The 22,965-nt window shown below is 32.4% G+C and carries 21 protein-coding genes and 2 pseudogenes; 10 read left to right on the plus strand and 13 right to left on the minus strand.

Annotated features, from left to right (window positions below):
* Positions 1 to 314: 314 nt before the first annotated feature.
* The gene (locus LB941_RS11425; RefSeq protein ID WP_253362104.1) at positions 315 to 1,004 is read right to left on the minus strand and encodes a hypothetical protein; all 690 of its coding nucleotides are present in this window, start codon (positions 1,002 to 1,004) and stop codon (positions 315 to 317) included.
* 243 nt (positions 1,005 to 1,247) lie between these two features.
* On the opposite strand from LB941_RS11425, the gene LB941_RS11430 reads away from it, so the two are divergent.
* Positions 1,248 to 1,775 carry a sigma-70 family RNA polymerase sigma factor gene (locus LB941_RS11430; RefSeq protein ID WP_253362105.1) on the plus strand — a complete coding sequence of 176 codons (528 nt, stop codon included), beginning with the start codon at positions 1,248 to 1,250 and terminating at the stop codon, positions 1,773 to 1,775.
* Between the two features lie 514 nt (positions 1,776 to 2,289).
* On the opposite strand, the gene LB941_RS11435 is transcribed toward LB941_RS11430, so the two are convergent.
* From LB941_RS11435 to LB941_RS11450, 4 genes are all read right to left on the minus strand, one after another.
* Positions 2,290 to 2,472, minus strand: coding sequence for a hypothetical protein (locus tag LB941_RS11435; protein ID WP_253362106.1), 183 nt, complete (start codon positions 2,470 to 2,472; stop codon positions 2,290 to 2,292).
* A 112-nt stretch (positions 2,473 to 2,584) separates the two neighbouring features.
* Entirely contained in the window at positions 2,585 to 2,812 is a 228-nt protein-coding gene (locus LB941_RS11440; protein WP_253362107.1) for a DUF2922 domain-containing protein, read from the minus strand.
* Positions 2,813 to 2,831: 19 nt separating this feature from the next.
* Positions 2,832 to 3,035: a DUF1659 domain-containing protein gene (locus tag LB941_RS11445; protein ID WP_253362108.1), complete on the minus strand. Its 204-nt coding sequence runs from the start codon at positions 3,033 to 3,035 to the stop codon at positions 2,832 to 2,834.
* A 234-nt stretch (positions 3,036 to 3,269) separates the two neighbouring features.
* Positions 3,270 to 5,147 (minus strand): beta-glucoside-specific PTS transporter subunit IIABC, encoded by a 1,878-nt coding sequence (locus tag LB941_RS11450; protein ID WP_253362109.1) that lies wholly within the window; start codon positions 5,145 to 5,147, stop codon positions 3,270 to 3,272.
* A gap of 191 nt (positions 5,148 to 5,338) precedes the next feature.
* Here LB941_RS11450 and treR point away from each other — a divergent pair, with 191 nt between their 5' ends.
* The 7 genes and pseudogenes from treR (at position 5,339) to LB941_RS11485 (ending at position 12,166) form a co-directional block, all read left to right on the plus strand.
* Positions 5,339 to 6,055 carry a trehalose operon repressor gene (gene treR / locus LB941_RS11455; protein ID WP_253362110.1) on the plus strand — a complete coding sequence of 239 codons (717 nt, stop codon included), beginning with the start codon at positions 5,339 to 5,341 and terminating at the stop codon, positions 6,053 to 6,055.
* Positions 6,056 to 6,071: 16 nt separating this feature from the next.
* Positions 6,072 to 7,736 (plus strand): alpha,alpha-phosphotrehalase, encoded by a 1,665-nt coding sequence (gene treC / locus LB941_RS11460; protein WP_253362111.1) that lies wholly within the window; start codon positions 6,072 to 6,074, stop codon positions 7,734 to 7,736.
* A gap of 148 nt (positions 7,737 to 7,884) precedes the next feature.
* Positions 7,885 to 8,307 carry a YjdF family protein gene (locus LB941_RS11465; RefSeq protein ID WP_253362112.1) on the plus strand — a complete coding sequence of 141 codons (423 nt, stop codon included), beginning with the start codon at positions 7,885 to 7,887 and terminating at the stop codon, positions 8,305 to 8,307.
* 1,219 nt (positions 8,308 to 9,526) lie between these two features.
* The gene (locus tag LB941_RS11470) at positions 9,527 to 9,943 is read left to right on the plus strand and encodes a hypothetical protein (RefSeq protein ID WP_253362113.1); all 417 of its coding nucleotides are present in this window, start codon (positions 9,527 to 9,529) and stop codon (positions 9,941 to 9,943) included.
* 123 nt (positions 9,944 to 10,066) lie between these two features.
* Positions 10,067 to 11,035, plus strand: a pseudogene (locus LB941_RS12615) (IS30 family transposase).
* 22 nt (positions 11,036 to 11,057) lie between these two features.
* Positions 11,058 to 11,243, plus strand: a pseudogene (locus LB941_RS12620) (AraC family transcriptional regulator); the annotation flags it as partial.
* A gap of 347 nt (positions 11,244 to 11,590) precedes the next feature.
* Positions 11,591 to 12,166: a GNAT family N-acetyltransferase gene (locus LB941_RS11485; protein ID WP_253362116.1), complete on the plus strand. Its 576-nt coding sequence runs from the start codon at positions 11,591 to 11,593 to the stop codon at positions 12,164 to 12,166.
* Positions 12,167 to 13,225: 1,059 nt separating this feature from the next.
* Here LB941_RS11485 and LB941_RS12625 read toward each other — a convergent pair.
* From LB941_RS12625 to LB941_RS11510, 6 genes are all read right to left on the minus strand, one after another.
* Positions 13,226 to 13,306 carry a putative holin-like toxin gene (locus LB941_RS12625; RefSeq protein ID WP_425270543.1) on the minus strand — a complete coding sequence of 27 codons (81 nt, stop codon included), beginning with the start codon at positions 13,304 to 13,306 and terminating at the stop codon, positions 13,226 to 13,228.
* A gap of 612 nt (positions 13,307 to 13,918) precedes the next feature.
* Positions 13,919 to 14,059, minus strand: a complete 141-nt coding sequence (locus tag LB941_RS11490) for a glycoside hydrolase family 25 domain-containing protein (RefSeq protein WP_253362117.1) — start codon at positions 14,057 to 14,059, stop codon at positions 13,919 to 13,921.
* An 82-nt stretch (positions 14,060 to 14,141) separates the two neighbouring features.
* Complete coding sequence (locus LB941_RS11495) at positions 14,142 to 14,669, minus strand: PadR family transcriptional regulator (RefSeq protein WP_253362118.1); 528 nt, start codon at positions 14,667 to 14,669, stop codon at positions 14,142 to 14,144.
* A complete protein-coding gene (locus LB941_RS11500) occupies positions 14,659 to 15,375 on the minus strand; it encodes an MFS transporter (RefSeq protein WP_253362125.1) in 717 nt (238 codons plus the stop codon). Before LB941_RS11500 ends, LB941_RS11495 begins: the two co-directional genes overlap by 11 nt.
* Complete coding sequence (locus LB941_RS11505; RefSeq protein WP_253362119.1) at positions 15,290 to 16,363, minus strand: MFS transporter; 1,074 nt, start codon at positions 16,361 to 16,363, stop codon at positions 15,290 to 15,292. The genes LB941_RS11500 and LB941_RS11505 overlap by 86 nt, the downstream gene beginning before the upstream one ends.
* A gap of 325 nt (positions 16,364 to 16,688) precedes the next feature.
* Positions 16,689 to 17,624 (minus strand): hypothetical protein, encoded by a 936-nt coding sequence (locus LB941_RS11510; protein ID WP_253362121.1) that lies wholly within the window; start codon positions 17,622 to 17,624, stop codon positions 16,689 to 16,691.
* 851 nt (positions 17,625 to 18,475) lie between these two features.
* Here LB941_RS11510 and LB941_RS12630 point away from each other — a divergent pair.
* Positions 18,476 to 18,706, plus strand: a complete 231-nt coding sequence (locus tag LB941_RS12630; RefSeq protein WP_425270544.1) for an integrase core domain-containing protein — start codon at positions 18,476 to 18,478, stop codon at positions 18,704 to 18,706.
* Positions 18,707 to 19,134: 428 nt separating this feature from the next.
* Here LB941_RS12630 and LB941_RS11515 read toward each other — a convergent pair whose 3' ends face one another.
* Together LB941_RS11515 and LB941_RS11520 are read right to left on the minus strand one after the other, a co-directional pair.
* Positions 19,135 to 19,986 carry a Nif3-like dinuclear metal center hexameric protein gene (locus LB941_RS11515; RefSeq protein ID WP_253362122.1) on the minus strand — a complete coding sequence of 284 codons (852 nt, stop codon included), beginning with the start codon at positions 19,984 to 19,986 and terminating at the stop codon, positions 19,135 to 19,137.
* A 40-nt stretch (positions 19,987 to 20,026) separates the two neighbouring features.
* Entirely contained in the window at positions 20,027 to 20,815 is a 789-nt protein-coding gene (locus LB941_RS11520; RefSeq protein WP_253362123.1) for a MurR/RpiR family transcriptional regulator, read from the minus strand.
* Positions 20,816 to 20,995: 180 nt separating this feature from the next.
* On the opposite strand from LB941_RS11520, the gene LB941_RS11525 reads away from it, so the two are divergent.
* Complete coding sequence (locus tag LB941_RS11525; protein ID WP_253362124.1) at positions 20,996 to 22,306, plus strand: PTS sugar transporter subunit IIC; 1,311 nt, start codon at positions 20,996 to 20,998, stop codon at positions 22,304 to 22,306.
* The last annotated feature ends 659 nt before the right edge of the window (positions 22,307 to 22,965 follow it).

The raw sequence follows: 22,965 nt of genomic DNA on the forward strand, positions 1-22,965 counted from the left end.
TTGTAAAATCCGTCCACATTTCTTCGCTCATTTGTTGTAAAATATTCATTAGGAAATAACTCTCTCTTTCATTGTTCTTTTTGCAATTACAATTATAACAGAGAGTTATTTCTCTTTTTTGTCTTTTTTAATTTCCACCCACAAATACTTTACGCTAACTCGTTTGTATGGTTATTTTCTTTTGATTTATATTTTTTATTACTTTTTATATAAGCAAATTTATTTCTAAAAAAATAGCATTCAAATTCTCAGTTTTTTTTGAAAATTTAAATGCTATTTGCGTGTGTTCTGTAGCAATTATCTTTGAGTTGATTTTAATTTAAATATCCCTTGCTTCGCTTAAGAAAATTCTTGATATCCTGATAGTTTTCTTTGGTTTCACCATAATAGCCCCGGATTATTAACTCTAGTATCACTTCTAATATTGTATTCGAGTACTCTACATCCGATTCTTTTTTTCCAAAACTTACTTCACTTAGCATCTTTTTTTGTATCAGTCTTACCTTCTCTGTGTGCACCATCATTCGTTTAAAAAAATATGCCTTACTATTAACCAGAAAACAGGTATTTGTTATCCCTGCGTAATGAATGCCTACACTATCTTCTGATAGAATCGTATGCGAAATGTCCTCATTACAAAAGATCCAACTCGTCGATTTACGTGTATGACCACTTAGCGGAATCAATCTAATTGTCGGTTCTACATATGGCATTGCACAGTTTCCTGCTTTATCCACAAAACGCTGACAAGCTCTCGCTACTATAATATTCCAGAAAGCACGTCTTCTTAAAAATTCCCCGATTAAAACTCTAGTTGACTTGTTGCTTAGAATAACTCCGCGAATTCTATCGTACAGCATCGTTTTATACTCCTTATGAATATGCGCACAGTTAATCAAAAACATTGTATTCTTTTCATCTATACTGGCAGCTAAATCAACCATGCCATTTTGGATTAACCCCAACAAATTTTTTTCTGTCAAATCTATAATTATCGTCCCCATACATAATTTCCTTCCTATTTAACATCACTGTTAAAAAACTTTTTCTTATATTGCTTAGTGCTACACCTTTTTTTGCGACTGTTTTGCTACGTTTAATCCCCCTTCCCGTAAAAAACGTTAATTGCTACATTTGAAACCGTTTTTTCTACAGATACACACTATATAAATACGCAATTAGTATGTAAATGTTTAAAGCTTTGAACAAATCTCTCTAAAATATAATTTGAAGAAAGGTTGTTCCTTATGAAACAAGACATTCTAACTGCCGCTTTCTCATTTTTACTTAATGATTCACACGAGAAAGTTATTTATGGTGTCCTCAAACGACTCCATATTTCTCCTCAGCACAACAATTATGAAGATCTATATATGGAAGGTTGCCTCTTATTCGTGCAAGCATACCAAAACTATGTCCAAACCCATGAAAGAATAGATGAACATGCCTTACTACTTTTTGCATATCAAAAGATTCGCTGGGGTTTACTTGATATTCTCCGCCGTGAATCGCTACATCAACAACGGACCGGTAAGCTTAATAACCTTCTTGAAACAATCATTGATCCCCTTAATCTTGAAGAACATTATTTTACTAGTGATAAGTTAAACCAGTTGCTTAAACTCTGTTCTTGGCGCGAACGACGTTACCTCGACTTGCGTTATCGCAAAGACTATAGCATTACTGAAATTTCCCAGCACTTACAAGTCAGTCGCACCGCTGTCTATAAATGGCAAAAAAGTATTAGTGCAAAAGCCAAGAAATTACATGATTAACTGAACTTAAAACTTCAATCACATATTGTAATCAAGCGTTACTGCCTATGTTATGGCACAATAAACACAGTTGTTAGAAAGTATTAATGACGAAGACTGGATATAATTATCTGGTTTACAAATTAGGTTACAAACTGATTTATGAACTGGTTTACAATCTTGACTACAAACTGCCTTACAAACTGTTTAACCACAATTAACTGTTTTTAGCACATATTTCATTTCCAAATATGCGGAGATAAAAAAGGGGTCTGGAAATTTTTTTCCAAACTCCTTTTTGTGCTATTCATCTTTATATCTAAGATAAGTCAGTATTCCCAATAAAACAATAAACAGTAGCGTTAAGACTAGAACTAATATCCAACTTAGACTAAACAGCCACAATGTCATTGGAACTGGATAGAGCATTCTACCTGCACAGATAATAGCACTAAATAACATCACTAGCATAAATAACACCACGACACAAGCTGGCCACATTCCTCGTAGTACTTGTGTCAGATTAAGTCCAAGCTCAAGTTTTAGTTTCTTCTTGATGATATTTCACCCCTTCATGAATCAACAATTCCAGGCTCATAGCCGCTACACTCCAAACAAAGATAGCTAACCATAAACCACGGCTTCCCATATTGAAGCTTGCTAAACCACAATAGACACTTAGCAGTCCATGAATTACTCTTCGAAATTTATTCAGCATAGTTTGAGTTCACCCCCCTTACATACCTTCTTAAAAAAAACAAGCTCGATACACAGCAATTAACTTGTTATGCACCGAGCTTCGTTTTTATTCGAACGCTTTTTAGTTAAATTTACTTAGCCGCATAAACAACTTGTTCTTGCGTTGTGATATATGAAGCTGAAACAGCCGTTGCATATAATGCTGTCCCTGTTTTAGCATTATAAAAGAGATTCAACGTAATGATCTGTTCCATCAAACTTTTCAATGTTGCTTCATCTAATTCGGTAATAATATTTTCTAACTTCAAGTGGCGCAAATCTTTTTCTGGTGAAGTGAACTTTAAATCTAATGTTTTCATCAACTTTTCCCCCTATTAATTATTTAGCAAGCTCGTTAACGTCAGTAACAGCTGTCAGTTTAACCGTTTCGCCAGTTAGTTGTCCAACTACATCACTAAACGCAATAATATTCTCATCACTGGCACTCTTAACAATATTGTTGAAAGTTCGATTAACAACATCGCCCTTTTCGTTTTGCATTTCCACTTTGAGTGATTTTTTCTTCCATGCTTTTTCCATCATAAACACCTCGTTTGATTTTTTGTTGTAAGCAGCGCCCTTACATTAATAGTAACGAAATGAAACTGTTTTTTGTAAACCTCTATTTTTATTTTTTCTATTATATATTTATTAGCAAAAAAAACGCAGATTTTCGAATGATTACAGCTAAAGATCTTGAATTCAAATTTTAAGACACCAAAAAAAGTGCCAAAGTTATCCTCTGACACTTAATTTCTAACTATTCAATCACTTTTTTTACGCTAATGCTGGTGTCACTACATCCACACCATGTGGATCTGTAATTACTACAATTACCGTTGGATCGTAGCCAGCTTTTTTAATTGCATCAATATCAAACTCAACTAGAACATCCCCTCGTTTAACAAACTGTTCTTGTTTGACTTTGACATCAAAGCCTTTACCTTTCATCATTACTGTATCCAAACCAATATGCAAGAGAACTTCTGCACCTGCCATAGTCGTTAGGCCAATTGCATGACCTGTTTCATATGCAACCGTTACTTCTGCATCAACAGGTGCCCGCAATATTCCCTTAGTTGGTTCAACTGCAAAGCCTTCCCCCATAGTGCCTGCAGAAAATACCTGATCATTTACTTTTGATAATGGAATAACTTCGCCTTCAACTGGAACGCTCAAAGTTTCTTTAGTCCCTGTTTGGGTCGTAATCTTTGAACCTGGGCGTTGCTTTTTCTCAACTTTCTTGCCTATTTCCATGTTATCGTTATAACCCCAGAACCAAGTTGCAACAAATGAGACTACAAGCGCTGCTGCACTAGCGAATAAGAACGCATAGAAACTGTTTAAGCCAGTTGGATGTTTTGGATTGAAGAATGAAGAAAAACCAATTAATGAACCTGTAAAACCATACATTGTGCCGTGCATCAAGCCAGTAATTAAACCACCGACAGCTGAACCCATTAAGCCAGAAATAAAGACCTTACGATAGCGTAAGTTAACCCCGTAAATTGCGGGCTCTGTTACTCCACAAAAGGCTGAAATTGCGGCTGCAAAACCTACTTCTTTGATGTTATCTTTATGCGACTTGATAGCAACTGCTAAAACGGCTGCCCCTTGTGAAACCATTGTTGAACAGATAATCGCATTTAACGCACTTTGTCCACTACCCGTAATTTGTTGGGCAACCAGTGGAACAACACCCCAATGCAAACCGAAAATAACCAAAACTTGGTAGAATCCACCAATAATAAAACCGCCAAACCAACCCGAAGCATTAACCAACCAGTTGATAACATCAGCAATTCCATTGGCAAAGCCTTGAATAATAGGGCCTGTAATTACAAGTGTAATTGCAGAAACAATCATTACTGTAATTAAAGGATTAAAAATCATCTGTAAATAACTTGGTAGATGTTCTTTTAACCATTCACTTAGTTTTTTAGCCATATAAGCAGCTAAAATCATTGGAAAAATCGAGTACGTATAGTTCAAGAATTGGAATTTAAAGCCACCAATCTCAAACATCAATTTAAAAGTTTTTCCATAGTTAACTATAGATGGATAAGCTAACACCCCGCCAATAACGGCTGCAACTATTGGATCACTGTTTAATCTCTTAGCGGCTGCATAACCAACTAATATAGGTAGAAAATAAAAAGCAGAATCTGCAATTGCACTTATTGTAATATAAAGAACACTTGTTGAACTTAATAATGAACCGAGTTGTGGTAATGTTAATAATGCCAAAATACCTTTAATAATCCCAGATGCTGCAATTACACCTATAACAGGGCTCATTGCCCCCGTAATAAAACCAATTAGATTTTCAAACCCACGTGTTATTGGATTGCGCTGATCATTATTATTGTCTGTTGTATCTTGTTGATCATCGCTAAAATCTGCGCCAAGTTGTTTGCTAACTGCATCAAAAACATTGGCTACTTCATTACCAATAATGACCTGATATTGACCTGACGCATGGATAACATCTAACACACCGCTATTTTCTCGCAGAGCATCATCATTTGCTTTACTCTCATCTTTTAGATAAAAGCGAAGCCGCGTAATACAGTGAATGACATTTCTTATATTGTCTTTTCCACCAACGTCTTTAATAACGGCGTCCGCTAATTGGGTATAATCTTTTTTTGCCATTAGTTTTACCTCCATTTTTTTAAAGCGTTTTCCTTTCAAAATTATATTACAACTTGTGCGCACAAGTGTCAATAGTATTGTAAACATTTTATTTACTTAAATATTAGTGTTTTTTATTATAATATCTATTGCTTGTGCGCACATCAAATAATATAATAATATAAAAAGGCATTAGGAGGATGTGTTTTAATATGGAAAATAGCAAACAAGAAATCATCACCCGTGATATTGCGCTCAAAATTAAACATAAAGTATATAGTCCAGGGGAATACTTACCTAGTGAAAATCAACTTTCAGAATTGTATGGTGCTGCTCGAAACACCGTTCGCAAAGCCTTAGGTGATCTGATGGATCTTGGCTTGATTCAAAAGATTAAAGGCAAAGGCTCGCTTGTTTTGGATATCCAAAGATACTCCTTTCCCGTTTCTGGCATTACTAGTTTCAAAGAACTTAATCAAGCTTTGGGAATGGATGCTGAAACTAAAGTTTTGCATCTAGAAGAATTAGATAAATTGCCTGCTAATCTTTCTATTGAAGAAATTCCTGCAAAAAAAGTTTTCTATTTGGAAAGACTACGTTTGATTGATGGTGAACCTGCTGTTTTAGATCGAGACTATCTCCTAAATCCGCCGGTAAAGTCGTTACCACTAGCCGCTGCTGAAAATTCAATTTATGCTTATCTAGAAGATGAGCTAGGAATAAAAATCTCCTATGCCACTAAAGAAATAACCGTTCGTAAGGTCGATGATTATATCGCGCAAACTTTACACCTTGACCATGACAAACGCGCTGTTTTAGTTTTTAGTAAAACATATTTAGAAGATACCTCCCTTTTTCAAATTACCGCTTCATACCATAATCCTGACGAGTTTAGTTTTAACGACTTTGCCCGCCGACGTAAAATATAGCTATTAGGAGGATATTATGACTAATTTAGGCGAAAAAGTTATCTATCAAATTTATCCAAAATCATTTTATGATAGTGATGGCGATGGTTTAGGCGATTTACAAGGCATCATTGCAAAGATACCTTATATTGCTAAATTAAATGTAGATATGATTTGGTTTAACCCTTTCTTTGTTTCACCACAAAATGATAATGGCTATGATATTGCTGATTACTATCAGATTGATGAACGTTTTGGTACAATGGCTGATTTTGAACAATTAGTTGCCGAACTTAAAAAAATCAATGTTGGTGTGATGTTAGATATGGTGCTTAACCACTGTTCCACCCAACACGAATGGTTTCAAAAAGCACTTGCTGGTGATAAAAAATATCAACGTTATTTTTATCTGCGACCTACTAAAGCTGATGGCAGTCTACCGAACAACTGGCAATCTAAATTTGGCGGGCCTGCTTGGAGTCGTTTTGGTCAAAGTGAGCTATATTATCTGCATTTATACGACCCCACTCAAGCTGACCTAGATTGGCATAATCCTGATGTTCGCGCTGAAGCTAGTAAGATTGTGAACTTTTGGCGTGAAAAAGGCGTTCAAGGCTTTCGATTTGATGTTATCAACGTTATTGGCAAAGATCATGAACTAATTGATTCACTTAATCCAACTCAAGAAAAAGCTTTGTACACTGATACTCCGGTCGTTCATCAGTATCTTAAAGAACTAAACCAAAATAGTTTTGGTCAAGATAAAGCGATTATTACAGTTGGTGAAATGTCATCCACTAGCATTGCAAACTCTATTGAATACACACGACCGCAAGAACATGAACTATCAATGGTTTTTACCTTTCATCATCTAAAAGTGGACTATAAAAACGGTCAAAAGTGGTCTAACATGCCCTTTGATTTCATGAAGTTAAAATCACTACTGACATCCTGGCAATTACACATGGATCGTGGTAATGGTTGGAATGCCCTTTTTTGGAATAATCACGACCAACCTTGGGCTTTAAGTCGCTTTGGCGATACCGGTAAATATCGAATAAAATCAGCGCAGATGCTAGCTACCGCACTTCATTGTCTACGCGGTACGCCTTTTATCTATCAAGGTGAAGAACTCGGCATGATTAATCCCGATTACAAGTCAATTTCTGATTATGTTGATGTCGAATCCTTGAATGCTTATAAAGAACTATTGCAGCAAGGAAGAACACCGCAAGCAGCTTTTAACTTAATCAAAGGTAAATCTCGTGATAACTCGCGTGTTCCTATGCGCTGGGATGCCTCGACAACGGCCGGATTCACTAACAGTACCCCTTGGTTACGACCAACTAATCAAGCCGAAATTAATGTTAATGCCGAACTAGCACATGGTGAAATCTTTACCTATTACCAAAAACTAATTGCGCTTAGAAAAAAATACCGACTCATTTCACAGGGCCATTTTATCCCCTTGCTGGAAGACAATCGGACTGTTTTTGCATATGCCCGCTGCCTCACCGATTCAAGCGAAAAAGTCTTTGTCTTTAACAACTTCTATGGTACTGACACAACTGTTAAGCTTCCAACTAAGTGTACAGAACAAAAAGGCAAAACTTTGTTGAGTAATTACCCTAATAATTTAGATGAATTACCGCAAGAGTTACACCTCCGCCCCTATGAAAGCTTAGTTTGGTATACTTTATAGCTAATTGTCAGCACTAAGTATTTGCGTTAGAATAGGAGTGGAAAGTAAAAACACAGTTCGGTTGGTAGTCCGGACATAGCAGATAGCTATCAGTAACCTGCCTCCTTGGTTGTCCTTCTTTCTTAATTAACTTTAAGGAGGTAGTCTAATGGATACCATTAAAAGTTCATTGACTATTGTATTTGAACCACCATTTTACAAAGCTATTTTTGAGCGTTCTTTTGATTCCGTTTATGAAGTTGGACAACTTAATCTAGGTCCGGCTGAACCTAAAACGCGCGATATTTATCATTTAGTGAATACTTCTTGGGCAAAAATTCATTTTTTTCGCCAAGCAGATAGTTCTTTGGCATTAGCACCTACTAGAATCAATCCCAAGCGACGTCAACGTTTAGCCCGAAAAGCTATTGCCCATCAGTTGGGTACCAAAGCCCAAAGAGCTTTGCAAAAGCAGCGCGAAAGTAACAAAGTTGCCCATCAGCGGCATCTTCAACTTAGTAAACAAGCCAAGCAAGCACAACAGTTTTCTTTACGCCAAGCTAAAAAACTAGCGAAACATAAGGGCCACTAGTTTAAATATATTTTTACTCTTATAACTGCTGACTTATAAAAATACAGTAACTAACTCTTTAATTCAAGAGCTGGCTACTGTATTTTTTCATCATAAAGACTCATACTGACAATATGCTTAGTTTTTTAGCTAACTGCTGTATCAATGTATTCTTCGGTCTTTCCAATTGCATCAGATAACCATCGATACATTAAACACCATTAAATAAATATAAATAGGTACTCCAAATCATCATACTATAGAAATTTTCCACTCCAAACGATTGCGATTGATAATCGTAACACTTTCTTTATATATTCTGCTATCTGTAGCGAATATATAATGGTAGTCATATCAACTCCAATAAAAAACACTGGCAATATACGAAAAAAAGCATGATATTTGTTTGATTATACTCGTCTATTCCAAATTCTTTTGAATTTTAAACTAAAACACCGTTACTACAACATCTGTAATTGTTTCAACACCACTTTTATTCATTTTCTCCCTTACAATCTCAATCTTTTCATTAATTTGAGTAAGGGAATCTTGCTGTTGTTTAATATTTCTTTCTATTTATTTTTTACAACTCTACCCTGTCTATTAACATTTTCTTGCCCTTATAGATTACATCAACAAACATTTTTATCCTTTCCAAACTCATCTTTATATTTTTCAAACACTTAATCCTATTAATTCCACTTCAGATTTTCTTGAGCAAACTGCTAAACTCCGTTTTTATCCAATCTCCAAAAATCATATAAAAAATAGGTTTTTCGATAATACTTATTTCAACTATATTATATAATAAATATTTCTATATTTAAGATTTTGATATAAAATATCCCTTACTCAGGGTTGTTGTTCTATTTGCGGTGAAATTATGCTATTATAAATTTAATTATTATTTGCAACTGCTACTTGATAATCTCTCTCTTTAAAAACATAAAAATTCCACACCTAATTACTAATTATTTACTATTATAATAATTTAAAGATTGGGTTTACTTAGATATTCTCAATATAGCTATACACTAACAAAATCACAATAAAATTTAAAAACTAGGTAATATATATGAAACACATACTCTTAAAGTTAAGTTTTTCCACTTTAGCTTTTGGATATACGTCATATTAATTAACCTTTCATTTTTATTGTATACAGATTAATTTGCGGAACTGTATACTTAATTTGCCTCGTTTAATAATCTGTGCAATTCAATAAAACGGAGATATAATAATGGAAAAAGAATTTATAATTTCAAATATACTATCAAAAACAGATATATTAATTATCGGCGGATATGACTGTGGGATAAAACAGGATGATTATTTTGACATAGTTGATCCCAATTACAGTTATATAATAAATCCAGAAACTAATGAAAAAATAATGAGCATAAGAAGATTTAAATATAGAATGAAAATACAACAAATTTTTCAAAAAACATCGCGACTTACAACTCTTACTAAAGCATCATCGCACAGAGAATATATAACTACATCACCTAATTCTTTACATAAAAAAAAGGAAACTTTAAATATAAATTCCGACTCAAAAATTGAGGACATTTTCGCAAAATATTCATATAGTCCTGTATCCGTTGGAGACACTGTCTTATTAGCAAGATCATCTTTACGATCTAATAATTTTTAGTTTTATATGTTTGTATAATTATTTTACACTTTAAGTGTAACTCCAAAGCAAAATAAGGGACTCACACTGAAAATTCTCCCTTTTTAAGTTTGTCTATAACTTAAAAAAGGGAGAACTTCTATTATGAGTCACTATCAACGTCTTACTATAAATCACCGTGAAATTATATTAGAGAGTCTTGTTCAAAGTAAAACTATCCGTGAAATAGCTCGAAAATTAAACGGCATAAGAATAAAAATATCGGAAAATATTCACCTGATAAAACACAGAATGATTATAAATTTTCCAAAAGTAGGTGTAGACATAAAACAAGGCTTATTGAAGATCCATCCTTGTTTTAAACAAATTAAACATCTGTTCCTAGATTGTCAATGGTTGCCAGAAGAAATTGCACAACGATTATTGCTTGAAACAGGCGAAACAATCATAAGGTTTATCAACATTTATCGTGGAGTTTATGCAGACCCATTTGATAAACAAGGCCTAAGTCAAGGGTATCGTGGCGCTATTCGTAAATTACGTCATCGAGATAACACTCGTCATAATAAAAGTTATGTCGAAAAACAAGGTAAAATTCCAATCACTAACACTATTCATGAGCGTCCTGAAGCTGCCAATAAAAAGGCTGAACTTTGTCATTGGGAAGCTGATACCGTGACAGGTAAAATAGGACAATCTTGTTTAGTCACCTTTTGTTGATCGTAAATCACGATTTTTAATTGCTAATAAAGCAACAAAAAAGTTCAGAACCAGTAACAACCGAGTTGATGACAGCGCTTGAAAAAATTGGTAAAAGCAATCTTAAAACTATTACACCAGATTGAGGCAAAGAATTTCCAAAACATGTTCAGGTGACAGATTTGTTTTATATTCCTTTTTATTTTCCTGATACACATGCACCATGGCAACATGGGTCAAATAAAAATATCAATGGACGCTTACGTGAATACTCGCCTAAAGGACAAAGCCTAGATAACAAGACAAACGATGAAATTCAGGAAATAGTCAACAAATTAAATTTTCGCTCCAAAAAATGTTTGGATTGGCGAACACCGTATGAGGTTTTTTAGTAAAGTGTTGCATTTAATTTGATAATTCAAGACAAAAAACGACAGGCATTTTCTTACAAACTTATATTATTAATGAAAAAATAACGGAAGCTCAATATCTGCTAACAAACACCGATTTTACTTATTCTATCAGCTCTGAACTTCTTCATTTCAGTAATCAAAGTCATTTTTGCAAATTATTTAAACAATACACAAATTACACACCTAAAGAATTCAGATTATGGTTTTGAGTACTGTTGTAATAAAAAAATAGTTATTTTACGCTCTTTTTAATAAAAATATTAATGGCAGTTGCAAGATTCAGTCCTAAAGCATCGAATATTTCAATAGCTTGTTTTTATCTTTTGAATTTATTCTGACAGAGATAGAAACTTTCTTTTTTCAGCATATAACATAATTCTCACATCATGATCATAGTGCCACAAAGTACATATATTGTATATGTTTTAGATTACTATTTAACACTTACGCGCTTTTTCACTTTAGCAATCAAAGTCACTCCTATAAATAATTAATTCCATACTCAGCAATATGTTGTATAATAGCGATAACTTATCCCGATTGGAGTGTACATATTATGTTTACCTATCAAATTGACACTGAAGTTAGCTTAGCCTTGCCTAGACCCAAAATTGATTCGCAAACTCTTTTTGAAATTATTAAAGAAAACAGCCAAGATTTAGGCGCTTGGCTTCCATGGGCACCAAGCATTAAAACAGTTGACGACGAAGAACAATTTTTAACTAGTACTTTACAAAATTTTGGCACTTCTACTTCCTTAAACACAGTCATCTTATATCACGGTATCCCAGTTGGTATGATTAGCTTAAACAAGTTCACTGAATCAGGCCATATCACAGATATCGGTTATTGGTTAGGTTCACAATATGTTGGCAATGGAATTATGCATCGAGCTGTTACTGGAATCTGCGCTATTGCTTTTGAAGACTATCAAGTACATAAAGTTGAAATCCATGCCGCTATTGAAAACACTCGCAGCAATAATGTTGCTAAAAATGCTGGTTTCCACTTTGATGGATCACTTCGGGCAAAAGAACTGTTGCTTGATGGTTTCCATGATGAAAATTGTTGGTCACTGCTTGCTACAGAATGGGCTCAAAAGAACAATTCAAGAAATGAAAAAACGGTCTAAATTCTAAAAAAGCCCTCTAGTTTTCTTAATGTAACTAAAAAGCAAATAGCGGTAAATAAATTTTACTGTAAAATAAGCATAAACGTTCTTATTTATTTAAATGAATAGAATTTTTGTTTTACTATTTTAGCTGAAATAAAACTTAATTTTTCTAATTACAATGTATTTCATCTAGCAAAAATCAACTCTTAGTAACCCACTTGGGAAATTTTTAGGTTTGAAGAGTAAGCATATTTAGATAATTATGGTAAACTGACATTCTGACTACCAAAGAATTGCATTTCACACTGCTTAATCAAGGATGAAGCTTTTTTGTGTGAGTTTTAGATTTTTATTTGCACAAAATTGTGCTATACTACAGGTAGAAAAAGAAGCCTTGCTAGCAACAAGACTTCCTAAGCAGGCCGCTTTAAAGGCGGTGACCTTAGTTATAAAACGATGCTAAGTCGCCCTGTAACTGTCCAAAGTTATACAGGACAGCTTTTTTATTTGTCCTTTTTGTCGGACAAGACAGCCACTAACATGCCAAAGGCAATCGTCTGAAAAACACTCATTAACTGCGAACCCTTTCGAAAGATTCTTCCATGTTTCCATAGATATCACCTCATTAAGGAAAAAGACAGCCAACGCCCTTAAAACTTCTTGCATGTTTTATTATATATGAATGAAGCCATAAATTATATGATTTATTTATTATTACGTATGCGAGTTTCCTATTGTAACTATTTAAAAAGTACATTGCCAGTTTTTTCTGCGACAAGCGCTACAATGTCTAGGGAAATTTGTAAACTTGAAGAGTAAGCATATTTAGATAAACATAGTAAAATGACGTTCTGACTACCAAAGAATTGCGCTTCACACTGCTTAATCAAGGATGAAGCTTTTTTGTGTGAGTTTTAGATTTTTATTTGCACAAAATTGTGCTATACTACAGATAGAAAAAGAAGCCTTGCTAGCAACAAGACTTCCTAAGCAAGCCGCTTTAAAGGCGGTGGCAAGTTACGTTAGACTACATCATAGTCGTCCCATAACCGGTCAAAGTTATGTGGGGCGGCTTTTTTATTTATCCTTTTTGTCGGACAAGACAGCCACTAACATGCCAAAGGCAATCATTAGCGACAGCGTCTGAAAGACACTCATTAACTGTGAAACCTTTCGAAAGATTCCTCCATGTCCCCATAGATATCACCTCATTAAGGAAAAAGACAGCCAACGCCCTTAAAACTTCTTGCATATTTTATTATACATGAATGAAGGCACTAATTATACGGAATTTATTATTATATATCGGTGTAGTCAAATGAACCTGCTGATTGATCACAACACAAAGGCCGTCCTTTTTTAACGACCTTTGTAATCTTATTTGCCTAAAGTTCTTGTGAGCTCTAGTTCTAAGATCTTGCTGTGTGCAACATTATCAATCACAAAACCACCAACGTATAGCGCTTCTAATATCAATAGCACATCACAGCTTGTAAAAATAACCTTGGTCCTCTTCTTTTTTGTGAAGTCTTAAATATCGTTGGTCTTTGCCTAGTAGTTTCTTTTGTAATATCACTTTAGCTTTACTTATCCATTTGAACTGGAATCATTGCTTTAAGCATTTTTGAAAAAATAGTAATGCTTTTCGTTAATTTAGCTAGAGCAATTTTTTGAAAGTACTTCTCCAGTTTTCTATGCAACAAACGCTACAATGTCTGATACAACTTACAATATGGTTAGCGCAACTTTATCAATCGCAAAATCGCTAATTTAGATTTCCGCAAATTGATCAAAAGCCCACTCATCAGGCATTGAAAAGCCAAGATTTCCGAAGTAGCCAGTTGACATATCTAATACGTAAGCTTTATCAACTAAACCGGTTTTAAAAATTTTTTGGACTACATTTCTCATGCCATAAATTCTAACACCATAACCATTATGAAGTTACAATATCATAAGTAATATCCATTAAAAAACTTTTATTTACTTTACATTATTGTTTTTCAGCAATTATATTGTCTTTTAATCCTTGTAGTTCTGTAACAACTAACTGTTTCTGCTTAATTCCTAAGTCCAAACAAAAAAACTGATAGCGGTCGATTTTTTGTACTGCTAATTTTTCTCGTAAAGCTGTTAAAATTTGAACTTCACTTTTTTGTGTTGCTATTTCTGAATCAATTAATTCCAAACGTTCTTCTATAGTTAGATATTTACTATAAAACAGATGTGCCATAAAATCCCATTTTGTTTTTTTATCTTCAACTGGTTGCCGTAAGTATTGCTGAAAAGCAATTTTTCCCTTTTGAGTAATGGAATATACTTTCTTGTTAGGTTTTCCACTTTGGGTTATAGTCTCAAAGACCACCTTTTCTTCTTTAGTTAATTTATGCAAAATTGGATAAATGCTCCCGAAAGAAGCGTTATAAAAATTGGAAAGACTAGTTGTAAATTTTTCTTTTATTTCATAACCTGTAGCAGGCTTCTCTAGCAAAATGCCTAGAATAATATCACTACTTCTCATTATTTGGCCTCCTTAAAGATATTGGTTTAACTGGAATAAAGAAAAAGATTACCGCAATTACTAGAGCAAATGGTGCTGCATACAAATATAATTTAGTAAACGCCTGAACATACTCTTTCTTAATACGTTGCTGAATCTGCACTAGTGTGTTAGATAATTGTGTTAATAAATGATTAACCTTTTTAGTAATACTTTGTCTAATCTTCTCACTAATTTGAGGTGGTAATGTTGCGGAACTTATTCCTTTATCCTGTAAATATTGCTGATTAACAAGTGAATCCTTTTTGCTCATCAAATTATTACTAATATTTTGATGAGCTTCTTTGGTCTGATGATGGTTCAAATTCGTTTTTATTTTTTTAACAATATGTTTCTTTTCCGCTTTAGAAATGCTTATCTGTTCTATTTGATTACGAGCATAAGCTAATGAATTTTTTTTAGCATTTGCAATATTAAAGTTTAATCCACTAACGAACAATGCAACAGCCAAAACGGTCCCCAACTGTCTCAAAACCCCTATAACACTCTGTGAAGCAGTCAGTTGACTTCCTTTGAAACCAACAGTTGATAGAACACTAATAGGCCCAACAATAACACCATAACCGGCCCCAACTAAAAAACTATATCCAACATAAAGAGGATAATTTATGGACGTAGTTAAAGTTGATAATCCTAAATACCCAAGACTGATTAGTAAAAAAGCCAAGTGCTAATAGTTTCTTAGGATTGAGACGTCTAACAAGCAAACCCGCCATTGGTGATAAAACAAAAATCATTGCAGTGGTCGGAGTAACAAGCAAAGCTGATTCAAAAGCTGTTTTTCCAAACATGTTAGTTAAGAAAGTTGGCATAATCACCATAAAACCAACCAACAATAACTGTCCAAATAAGGTTGCCGTTGATGCAAGATCGAAATTAGTATTTTTAAATAATTTAAAGTCAATCATTGGAACCTCAACATGATGTTCCCGGATAATAAACAAAGTGACTGCAACAATAAAAATTGCTAACAAACTATAAATTGGCCAACTAAATCCCCAATAACGCAGTTGAATAAGTGCCATCGTCAATGAGAAAAGAGTAACCACAGTTAGTCCTGATCCTAGCCAATCAATCTTACTTTTTTCAAGTGGTAAATGATTAGGCAGTGCATAAACACTAAGTATCAAAGCAATAATCACAACAGGTGCATTAATTAAAAAGATCCATCGCCATCCCATATATTGAGTGATCAGCCCTCCCAATGTGGGCCCAAAAGCAGACGCAGATCCCTGAGTAATTCCTACAAAAAGAGTTGCTTTTCTTTTAAATCGGTCAGGTTGAGTCGAGATAGCTAAATCCATGCTTAAAGGAAAAAGTACAGCTGCACCAAAGCTTTGAAGAATTCGACCGCAAATTAGTAAAGCCACATTTTGGCTTAAACCACTACATACTGAACCAAGTGCAAATAATAGTAATGCACCAATATAAAAAGCTTTCTTTCCATAAATATTAGCTAATTTCCCCAATGGAATACAGGTTGCAGCAAAAATAATTGTATAGGCATTTAAAGCCCATGATACAGCAGTTAACGATGTATTTAAACTAGTTTGAATTTCTGGCAGTGCAATATTCATAATTGTCGTATCTAACATAACTACAAAAATCCCCAAACACATTGCCAATAAAGAAGTTTTTGATTTTAAATTTTCCAAGATTCCCCTCCAAAATATTCTTTATGAATTAAGTTTATATAAATATAATTCATATAAACTTAATTGTCAAGAAGAGAAACTATTAAAAATTTTAAACAAAACACTGATACCCCTAATCTACTGATAACACAAGAATTGTATTTGAAAAATAATTTAAAAGCGGTTATTCATAATCATTCGTCAAAAAAATGGTATCAATAGAAGAAATATTCTATCAATACCATATAATGTAACGGTTACAACTGCATAAGAAGCAACAGATGTTGATTCTTGATTATACAGAGCTTTTATTAAACTAAAGAGAAAAATATCTTATTTATTGTTTTTAAAGAATTTGGTACATCTCATAGGTTTTGAATCGAACATCTTCGATAAAACTACATGTCACAATGTTATCATCAATTATCAAAACTGTTTCATCTTCATAGCTATCCCAATTAGCTGCTACACTTAGATCCGTTAATTTCTTGTTATCTTTCCATTTTGCTAAAGGATTGTTTTTTTCGATTATTTTTAATGCTCTATTCCATTCTTGTTTTCTTGGAATATTTAGATTCATATTTTGCCAATTGATTGTTTTTCTCATGTTGTATTCCCCCTCAACTAAAAACAAATCTTCAGCGAATTCTTCTAAATCAACTTCCTCTTCTTCAGACAAATTCTCACGTCTAGAAATATAGTTATCATATTTTTTTAAATCATCAATACTATAATCGTAGTGATTTCTTAATTCAAGAATGATATATGCAAATATATTTTCAAACACATCATTCATAAGATTACTAAAAACGTAACCCACATCAAAAAAATCTCCGTTAGATGTTAAAAAATCTCCATCTTGTTTGTGTAAAGATTCAAGCATATCATCTTTAACAAAGCTAAATATATTCGAATACTCCGGTTGGTTCTTAATTGCTATTTCAAATTGTGTATCAATTTTTTGTGTTTGCTCTTTAACCTTTTGCTTTTTAGACATTATCTTTTTTTCATTTTCCCTTCGCAAATTGCCGTTTTCAATAGCTTTATCAACGGCTAATTTAATCGCTTCAAATTCATTAAGATTGTTACTCCAGCCTTTTTCAATACATAGTTCAATATATTCAAAAAAACTACATTCTTCATTGCTTTCATCTGTCAAATAGTGTTCTGAAATTTCATAATCACCTATTTTTTTACCATTCTTAGTCGTGTTAACATATTTTTTTAACAGCTCATTGGGTTCAAAGTCTATATCATTAAAAAATTCATTTATTTTTTTCATTCTGCTTACTATTACCTCTTTTAAAAATACCAGTTTTCCAAGCCACCTTTATGCTTCTGTCAGTTTATTTGATTAATAATTAATTTTATTAGAAATGTCACGCAACACTAAAACACTTCTCTTGATATCAAGTCTTACTATTAACATAAAAACATTGTACAGTCCGTCATAATTTAGTTGGGCAGTATATTTTTAACAAAAATTAAATTGTTAAATTTGAAATCTATCATTTCGTTATTTAGCTTGCTTTTAAATCTTCTTTTTCATCACATGTATATATAATATATATATGCTTACAAAATGTCTATAACTTTTATTAATTAGATTTTTCTAAATAAAGAAAGAATTTGATTATACCAAACAACATTAAAAAAGCCAAGATACAGTTAACGAATTCTGTATCTAAATCGATGATGCTAGTATGAGTTTATAGACATGATCTGGTAGAGTTTTAAAATATACCACTTATGAAAAAAAGAAATATACCGTTGATTTAAAAAAGACAATCGTCGACTTATATAACAACAGAACTTTAGTTACCGAACTAAAAAGCGAATATGGTCTGTCAAATGCAACAATTTATAACCGGACAAAACTTTACACAAATGATGATGCCGCTGGGCAAACCAAAGCAGATGTCTTAGACTTACAAAAGCGATTAGCTCAGCTCGAAGGTAAGAACGATATTTTAAAAAAGCATTGTCCACTGTTTTTCAAAAAACACGACTGTAGATTTATGCCTATAAATTTTAAAGGTAACTTGTGAAACTCAGAAAATATCTAAGGAAAATTTGATTCTTCATTCAACTATGGATAGCAATACGTTTAATTAATCCCTTAAACAGCTTGGAATCAAACATTCTTACAGCCGAAAAGGCTGTCCTTATGACAACGGAACCATTGAGTCATTTCATACATTCTTGAAAAAAGAGGAGATCTATTTACACACTTATAAAAATTTTGAAAGCGCAAAAATAACGCTATTTCAGTACATCGAAGCCTTTCACAACAATCATCGCATTCATAGTAGTTTAAATTGTTTGGCACCGAATATGTTTGAACAACGACAATTTACTGCCTAAATTTCAGTCGAAACTATTATGTTTCTTTGAATTCGTAATTAATTGTTTCAACAATTCTACCAAAAGGTGTCCAAAAACCTGACTCAGATCCACGAATACTTAGATAAAAAACATAGAAATATCTTACAACGCAAGTATTAAAACGAGCATTGTAAGATATTCCTATGAACACTTCTATTCCGCTAAAACTTCAGTATATCACAATTTTAAAGTTACTTTAGTTTGTTTTTCCCACAAGAATTATCTCTTTTCAAATTAGTATTTTGTAATCCTTTTGGGTTTTAATGAAAATAACAGGACAATGCATCTATCTAATACCTCTATTTTAACTAGCTATAATAGTCTTAATCCATGACGTAATATTACAAAACATTACACCTATATAAATAATTACCTATTATGATGATTCCTTCACTAATTAAAAGAAACTATTTAGCTACATATTGATACATATCTCCAGACTGTATAAATTTTACTGGTACTTTAGTTTTAGCTGCATCAAGAATGTAAGTAGTCATATATCTCATTCCCGCCTCTTCCATGTTAAAATGACCAATTGCTATAATAGATTTATTTCTATCTAGTTTGCTTGTATCAAAAATATATTCACTTAAAGTAAAGTCAATTAGTTCAAGTGTTAAGAATAAGTCATAATTGTCTTTCTCCGCTTTTGTAATTTGTAACTTGGCATCCGACAAAATATGATTTGGAACTGCAATTTTTTTCACCTTACTATCTAAAGATCCAATAATTTTAGCTCCATTCAAATTAAATTTTCTTATCAATAAATTTGCAACTTCAGCTGTCGTAACTTCTTTAGGCAAATTAAATGCTATTAGCGCATCATTATCTGATATAATATAATTTTCCCATTTCAATTCTTTAGCAAAGCCATAAAAAATACCATCCATATAATTTCCATTTTGCATCGGTATTCCTGAATGTACATAATCATGATTTCTCCAAATCACAATATTTGATTCTTTTAATAATTTACTTTTCTCTAAATAAGTTTCATTCTGCGTCCTATTTAACCAATCTGTATAATCGCCATGATTCCAAAATAAAGCCTCATGACAAATAATTAGATTAGCTCCCAATTTAATAGTTTTTTTTATAACATCAATAGAAGCCCAACATGTAGTAATAATCCCTGTACACTCTTGTTCTGTATTTCCAAAAAGAATTTGATCACGAGTAGTTTCAGGGTCAATAATCTTCCCCCATAGTATTCCTTGATGATATGCTTTTATGTTACTAATAATTGATTCTATTTTCATATTTCATCCTCCTTATATATATTATTTATAAGTTCTGTTTTTAATTTATGATTGGAAATCTATTATTATATCGCCGATCTATACAACTTATCAAAATATAGAACATTGGCCTAGAATCAATATACTGAATTCCAGTTCCATTTTCATTGAATCCGTGTACTAAAGGAAGATATAAAGTAATATCAGCGTTTTTTAAAATTTCAGCTTCTACGTTCATCGTAACTAAAGCAAATGTAACATCACTTTTAGATGCTCTTTCAAAAATATATTTATAATTATCAGCATCTGCTGATGCAGAAAATATTATCACAAGATCTCCTTTCTTTAATAGCAGTGGCAATTTATTAATGATAATCTTATCAGTAATTGAATCTACAAGTATTTCATGGGTAAGCATCAAGTACATTAAATGCTCCGCAGCGAGTCCTGAATGTCCTAAACCAACTGCAATTATACGTTCAGCATTACGCATAGAATCAATTAGCTTATCAATTTCTTTTTCTACATCAAAAGTAACTATTTCTTTTAAGGATTCAGAAAATGTTGATATCAATCCATCAAGAAATACCGACTTACTTATTTTTTTCTCTTCTTTTTTATGTTCAGTTATATAACCTTTTATTTGAAATGATAATTCACTATACCCAGAAAACCCTAATCGTTTAGAAAGTCTAATTAAGGTTGCTGGTGATGTGTTATATAATTCGGCTGCTTTTTTTATTGGTTCATTAGCTAAGGGATGTAAATTAACTAAAATTTTATCAGCAACTACATATTCTGCCTTAGTCATATTAGCATGATATAATTCTATTTTTTTAATAATATCCATATTTTTACTCCTCAAAAATAGTTCCCATAAAAAATTATAATAATCTTTCTATATAATAGATTATCACATTAAGAAAAAAATTTCAAAAAAAAAAAATGTTGAAATTTGTTTCTAAAACGTTTACAATATGATTGATTTAAATACTTAATCTAATATCAACTTACTAAAGGAGGATTTCTAATGTCAGAGAGCAATACTAGACTTACTAATTTGATTCAAGAAAAAGTAACCCCTATCGCTGTTAAAATTGGCAACCAAAAATATTTAGCTGCTATTCGCGATGGAATGACTTCAATTATTCCTTTAACAATTATTGGTGGCTTCTCTGTTTTGCTGGCTTCACCACCTGTACCAACAGGTTTGAAAGCTACAAATTTTTTTTACAGTTTCTTGCTTAGCTGGCAAAGTTGGGCAACTGCAAACTCAAATATTTTAACAATCCCTTATGATTTAACGATCGGTCTTTTAGCTCCATATGTATTAGTTGCTATCACATATTATTTGACTAAACGCTATAAAATGAACATGATAACTAATCTTATTAGTGTTCTATATATATTTTTTATTGTTGCCTCACCTACAACTACTATTAAATCAGTAGAATATCTTCCTCAAACCGATTTAAGTGCTCAAGGAATGTTTGGAGCAATGGTTATTGCTATTGTTGTCATTGAAATTAATAGATTTTTTATAAAAAATAAATTAGTAATAAAGCTACCTTCATCAGTTCCTGAAGGCGTTGCAGCACCTTTTGAAGTCTTAACACCAATGATTACTTCAACTATTTTATTCGTCATATTAAATGCTATTTCTATTAAATACACCAAATCCTATTTAGTTGGTATTATATATTTATTATTCAAGCCATTTACTAATGTAAGTGACACATTACCTGTAATTCTATTATTAGCTATTATTGCTCAAACATTATGGTTTTTTGGCATTCATGGCGATAACATGATTGGCTCAATTGTTACACCAATTACCACTCTTAACATTGCATTAAATTTAAAGCAATATCAAAGCGGGCATGCAATGACCCATATATTCGCAGGAAGTTTTTATACGGTATGGGGCGGTTGGATTATTTATCCTGCATTTTTACTTGCTATGATTTTATTTGCAAAATCTGCAAGATTACATTCATTGAGTAAACTAGCTCCTCCAGGAACAATATTTAATATAAATGAACCTTTGGTTTTTGGAATTCCTACCGTTTTAAATCCGTATTTCTATATACCCGGAACTATTTGCATAATTATTAATCTAACAGCAGCCTATTTACTAACTTCTCTTGGAATACTTGGTAAGTTTTATATATATGCTCCTTGGACAACCCCTGGCATTATTCAAGTATTTATATCTTCTATGGATTGGAAAAATATTGTTCTTTGGATAATTCTGTTTATCATTGACTTAGTGGTAGCAATTCCATTCGTACGTATGTATGATCACCAACTCCAAAAGGAAGAACAAGTGATTAAAAACTAGATTTAACTATTCAATCAACTAAAACCATTTAATAGTTAGTTTTTTTTAAAACTGAATAATTTAAAAGCTCTAAGCCTTCTCTCAACTAAAGAATTGAGAGGAGTTTTTTTCTTTAATGTAACAATTATACAGTGAATAACTTTAAAATTACCTATATAATTATTGGGATTTTTTGATTTTGAATAAACATTTACTATTCCTATGAGTACATATTATAATACCTTAATATCGCTAATTAAGATTAAAAAATTTCTATTTAAAAACAAAACAAAAAGCATTTAATTCGAGCGATATCACCCGACAGAATTAATGATTATAACCTATAATAAGAGTAATTTAGCTTTTTAAAAACAATTCCGAAATAAGATTCATATATAAGTTTTGTGTATAGTGAAGTACTATTTAATTTTATGCTATTATATATTCAACTAAATTCACTTTACGCTTAGAAAGCAACTATATTGTCTACTATACTTTTCTTACGTAGGTTATTTATATAATTAATTAAAATAAAAATATTTATTTACACCTGTCATTTATATTAACATTTTTACGCTTATATTGTTATTTATAACTGTTTCTAGATAGTGTCAACTTTGTGTGGGTAAATTTTTAGAGAGCCTGTTTCGCTGCTTTTTGTAATTGCGATCTTTATTTTT

Source organism: Ligilactobacillus ubinensis, from assembly GCF_024160875.1.
In the GTDB taxonomy this organism is placed as follows: Bacteria; Bacillota; Bacilli; order Lactobacillales; family Lactobacillaceae; genus Ligilactobacillus; species Ligilactobacillus ubinensis.

What these genes read in the sequence shown, in the direction of transcription:
- LB941_RS11425 (WP_253362104.1), bottom strand. Translation starts at nt 1,004, where the DNA reads ATGGGGACGATAATTATAGATTTGACAGAAAAAAATTTGTTGGGGTTA.
- LB941_RS11430 (WP_253362105.1), top strand. Translation starts at nt 1,248, where the DNA reads ATGAAACAAGACATTCTAACTGCCGCTTTCTCATTTTTACTTAATGAT.
- LB941_RS11435 (WP_253362106.1), bottom strand. Translation starts at nt 2,472, where the DNA reads ATGCTGAATAAATTTCGAAGAGTAATTCATGGACTGCTAAGTGTCTAT.
- LB941_RS11440 (WP_253362107.1), bottom strand. Translation starts at nt 2,812, where the DNA reads ATGAAAACATTAGATTTAAAGTTCACTTCACCAGAAAAAGATTTGCGC.
- LB941_RS11445 (WP_253362108.1), bottom strand. Translation starts at nt 3,035, where the DNA reads ATGATGGAAAAAGCATGGAAGAAAAAATCACTCAAAGTGGAAATGCAA.
- LB941_RS11450 (WP_253362109.1), bottom strand. Translation starts at nt 5,147, where the DNA reads ATGGCAAAAAAAGATTATACCCAATTAGCGGACGCCGTTATTAAAGAC.
- treR (WP_253362110.1), top strand. Translation starts at nt 5,339, where the DNA reads ATGGAAAATAGCAAACAAGAAATCATCACCCGTGATATTGCGCTCAAA.
- treC (WP_253362111.1), top strand. Translation starts at nt 6,072, where the DNA reads ATGACTAATTTAGGCGAAAAAGTTATCTATCAAATTTATCCAAAATCA.
- LB941_RS11465 (WP_253362112.1), top strand. Translation starts at nt 7,885, where the DNA reads ATGGATACCATTAAAAGTTCATTGACTATTGTATTTGAACCACCATTT.
- LB941_RS11470 (WP_253362113.1), top strand. Translation starts at nt 9,527, where the DNA reads ATGGAAAAAGAATTTATAATTTCAAATATACTATCAAAAACAGATATA.
- LB941_RS11485 (WP_253362116.1), top strand. Translation starts at nt 11,591, where the DNA reads ATGTTTACCTATCAAATTGACACTGAAGTTAGCTTAGCCTTGCCTAGA.
- LB941_RS12625 (WP_425270543.1), bottom strand. Translation starts at nt 13,306, where the DNA reads ATGAGTGTCTTTCAGACGCTGTCGCTAATGATTGCCTTTGGCATGTTA.
- LB941_RS11490 (WP_253362117.1), bottom strand. Translation starts at nt 14,059, where the DNA reads ATGAGAAATGTAGTCCAAAAAATTTTTAAAACCGGTTTAGTTGATAAA.
- LB941_RS11495 (WP_253362118.1), bottom strand. Translation starts at nt 14,669, where the DNA reads ATGAGAAGTAGTGATATTATTCTAGGCATTTTGCTAGAGAAGCCTGCT.
- LB941_RS11510 (WP_253362121.1), bottom strand. Translation starts at nt 17,624, where the DNA reads ATGAAAAAAATAAATGAATTTTTTAATGATATAGACTTTGAACCCAAT.
- LB941_RS11515 (WP_253362122.1), bottom strand. Translation starts at nt 19,986, where the DNA reads ATGAAAATAGAATCAATTATTAGTAACATAAAAGCATATCATCAAGGA.
- LB941_RS11520 (WP_253362123.1), bottom strand. Translation starts at nt 20,815, where the DNA reads ATGGATATTATTAAAAAAATAGAATTATATCATGCTAATATGACTAAG.
- LB941_RS11525 (WP_253362124.1), top strand. Translation starts at nt 20,996, where the DNA reads ATGTCAGAGAGCAATACTAGACTTACTAATTTGATTCAAGAAAAAGTA.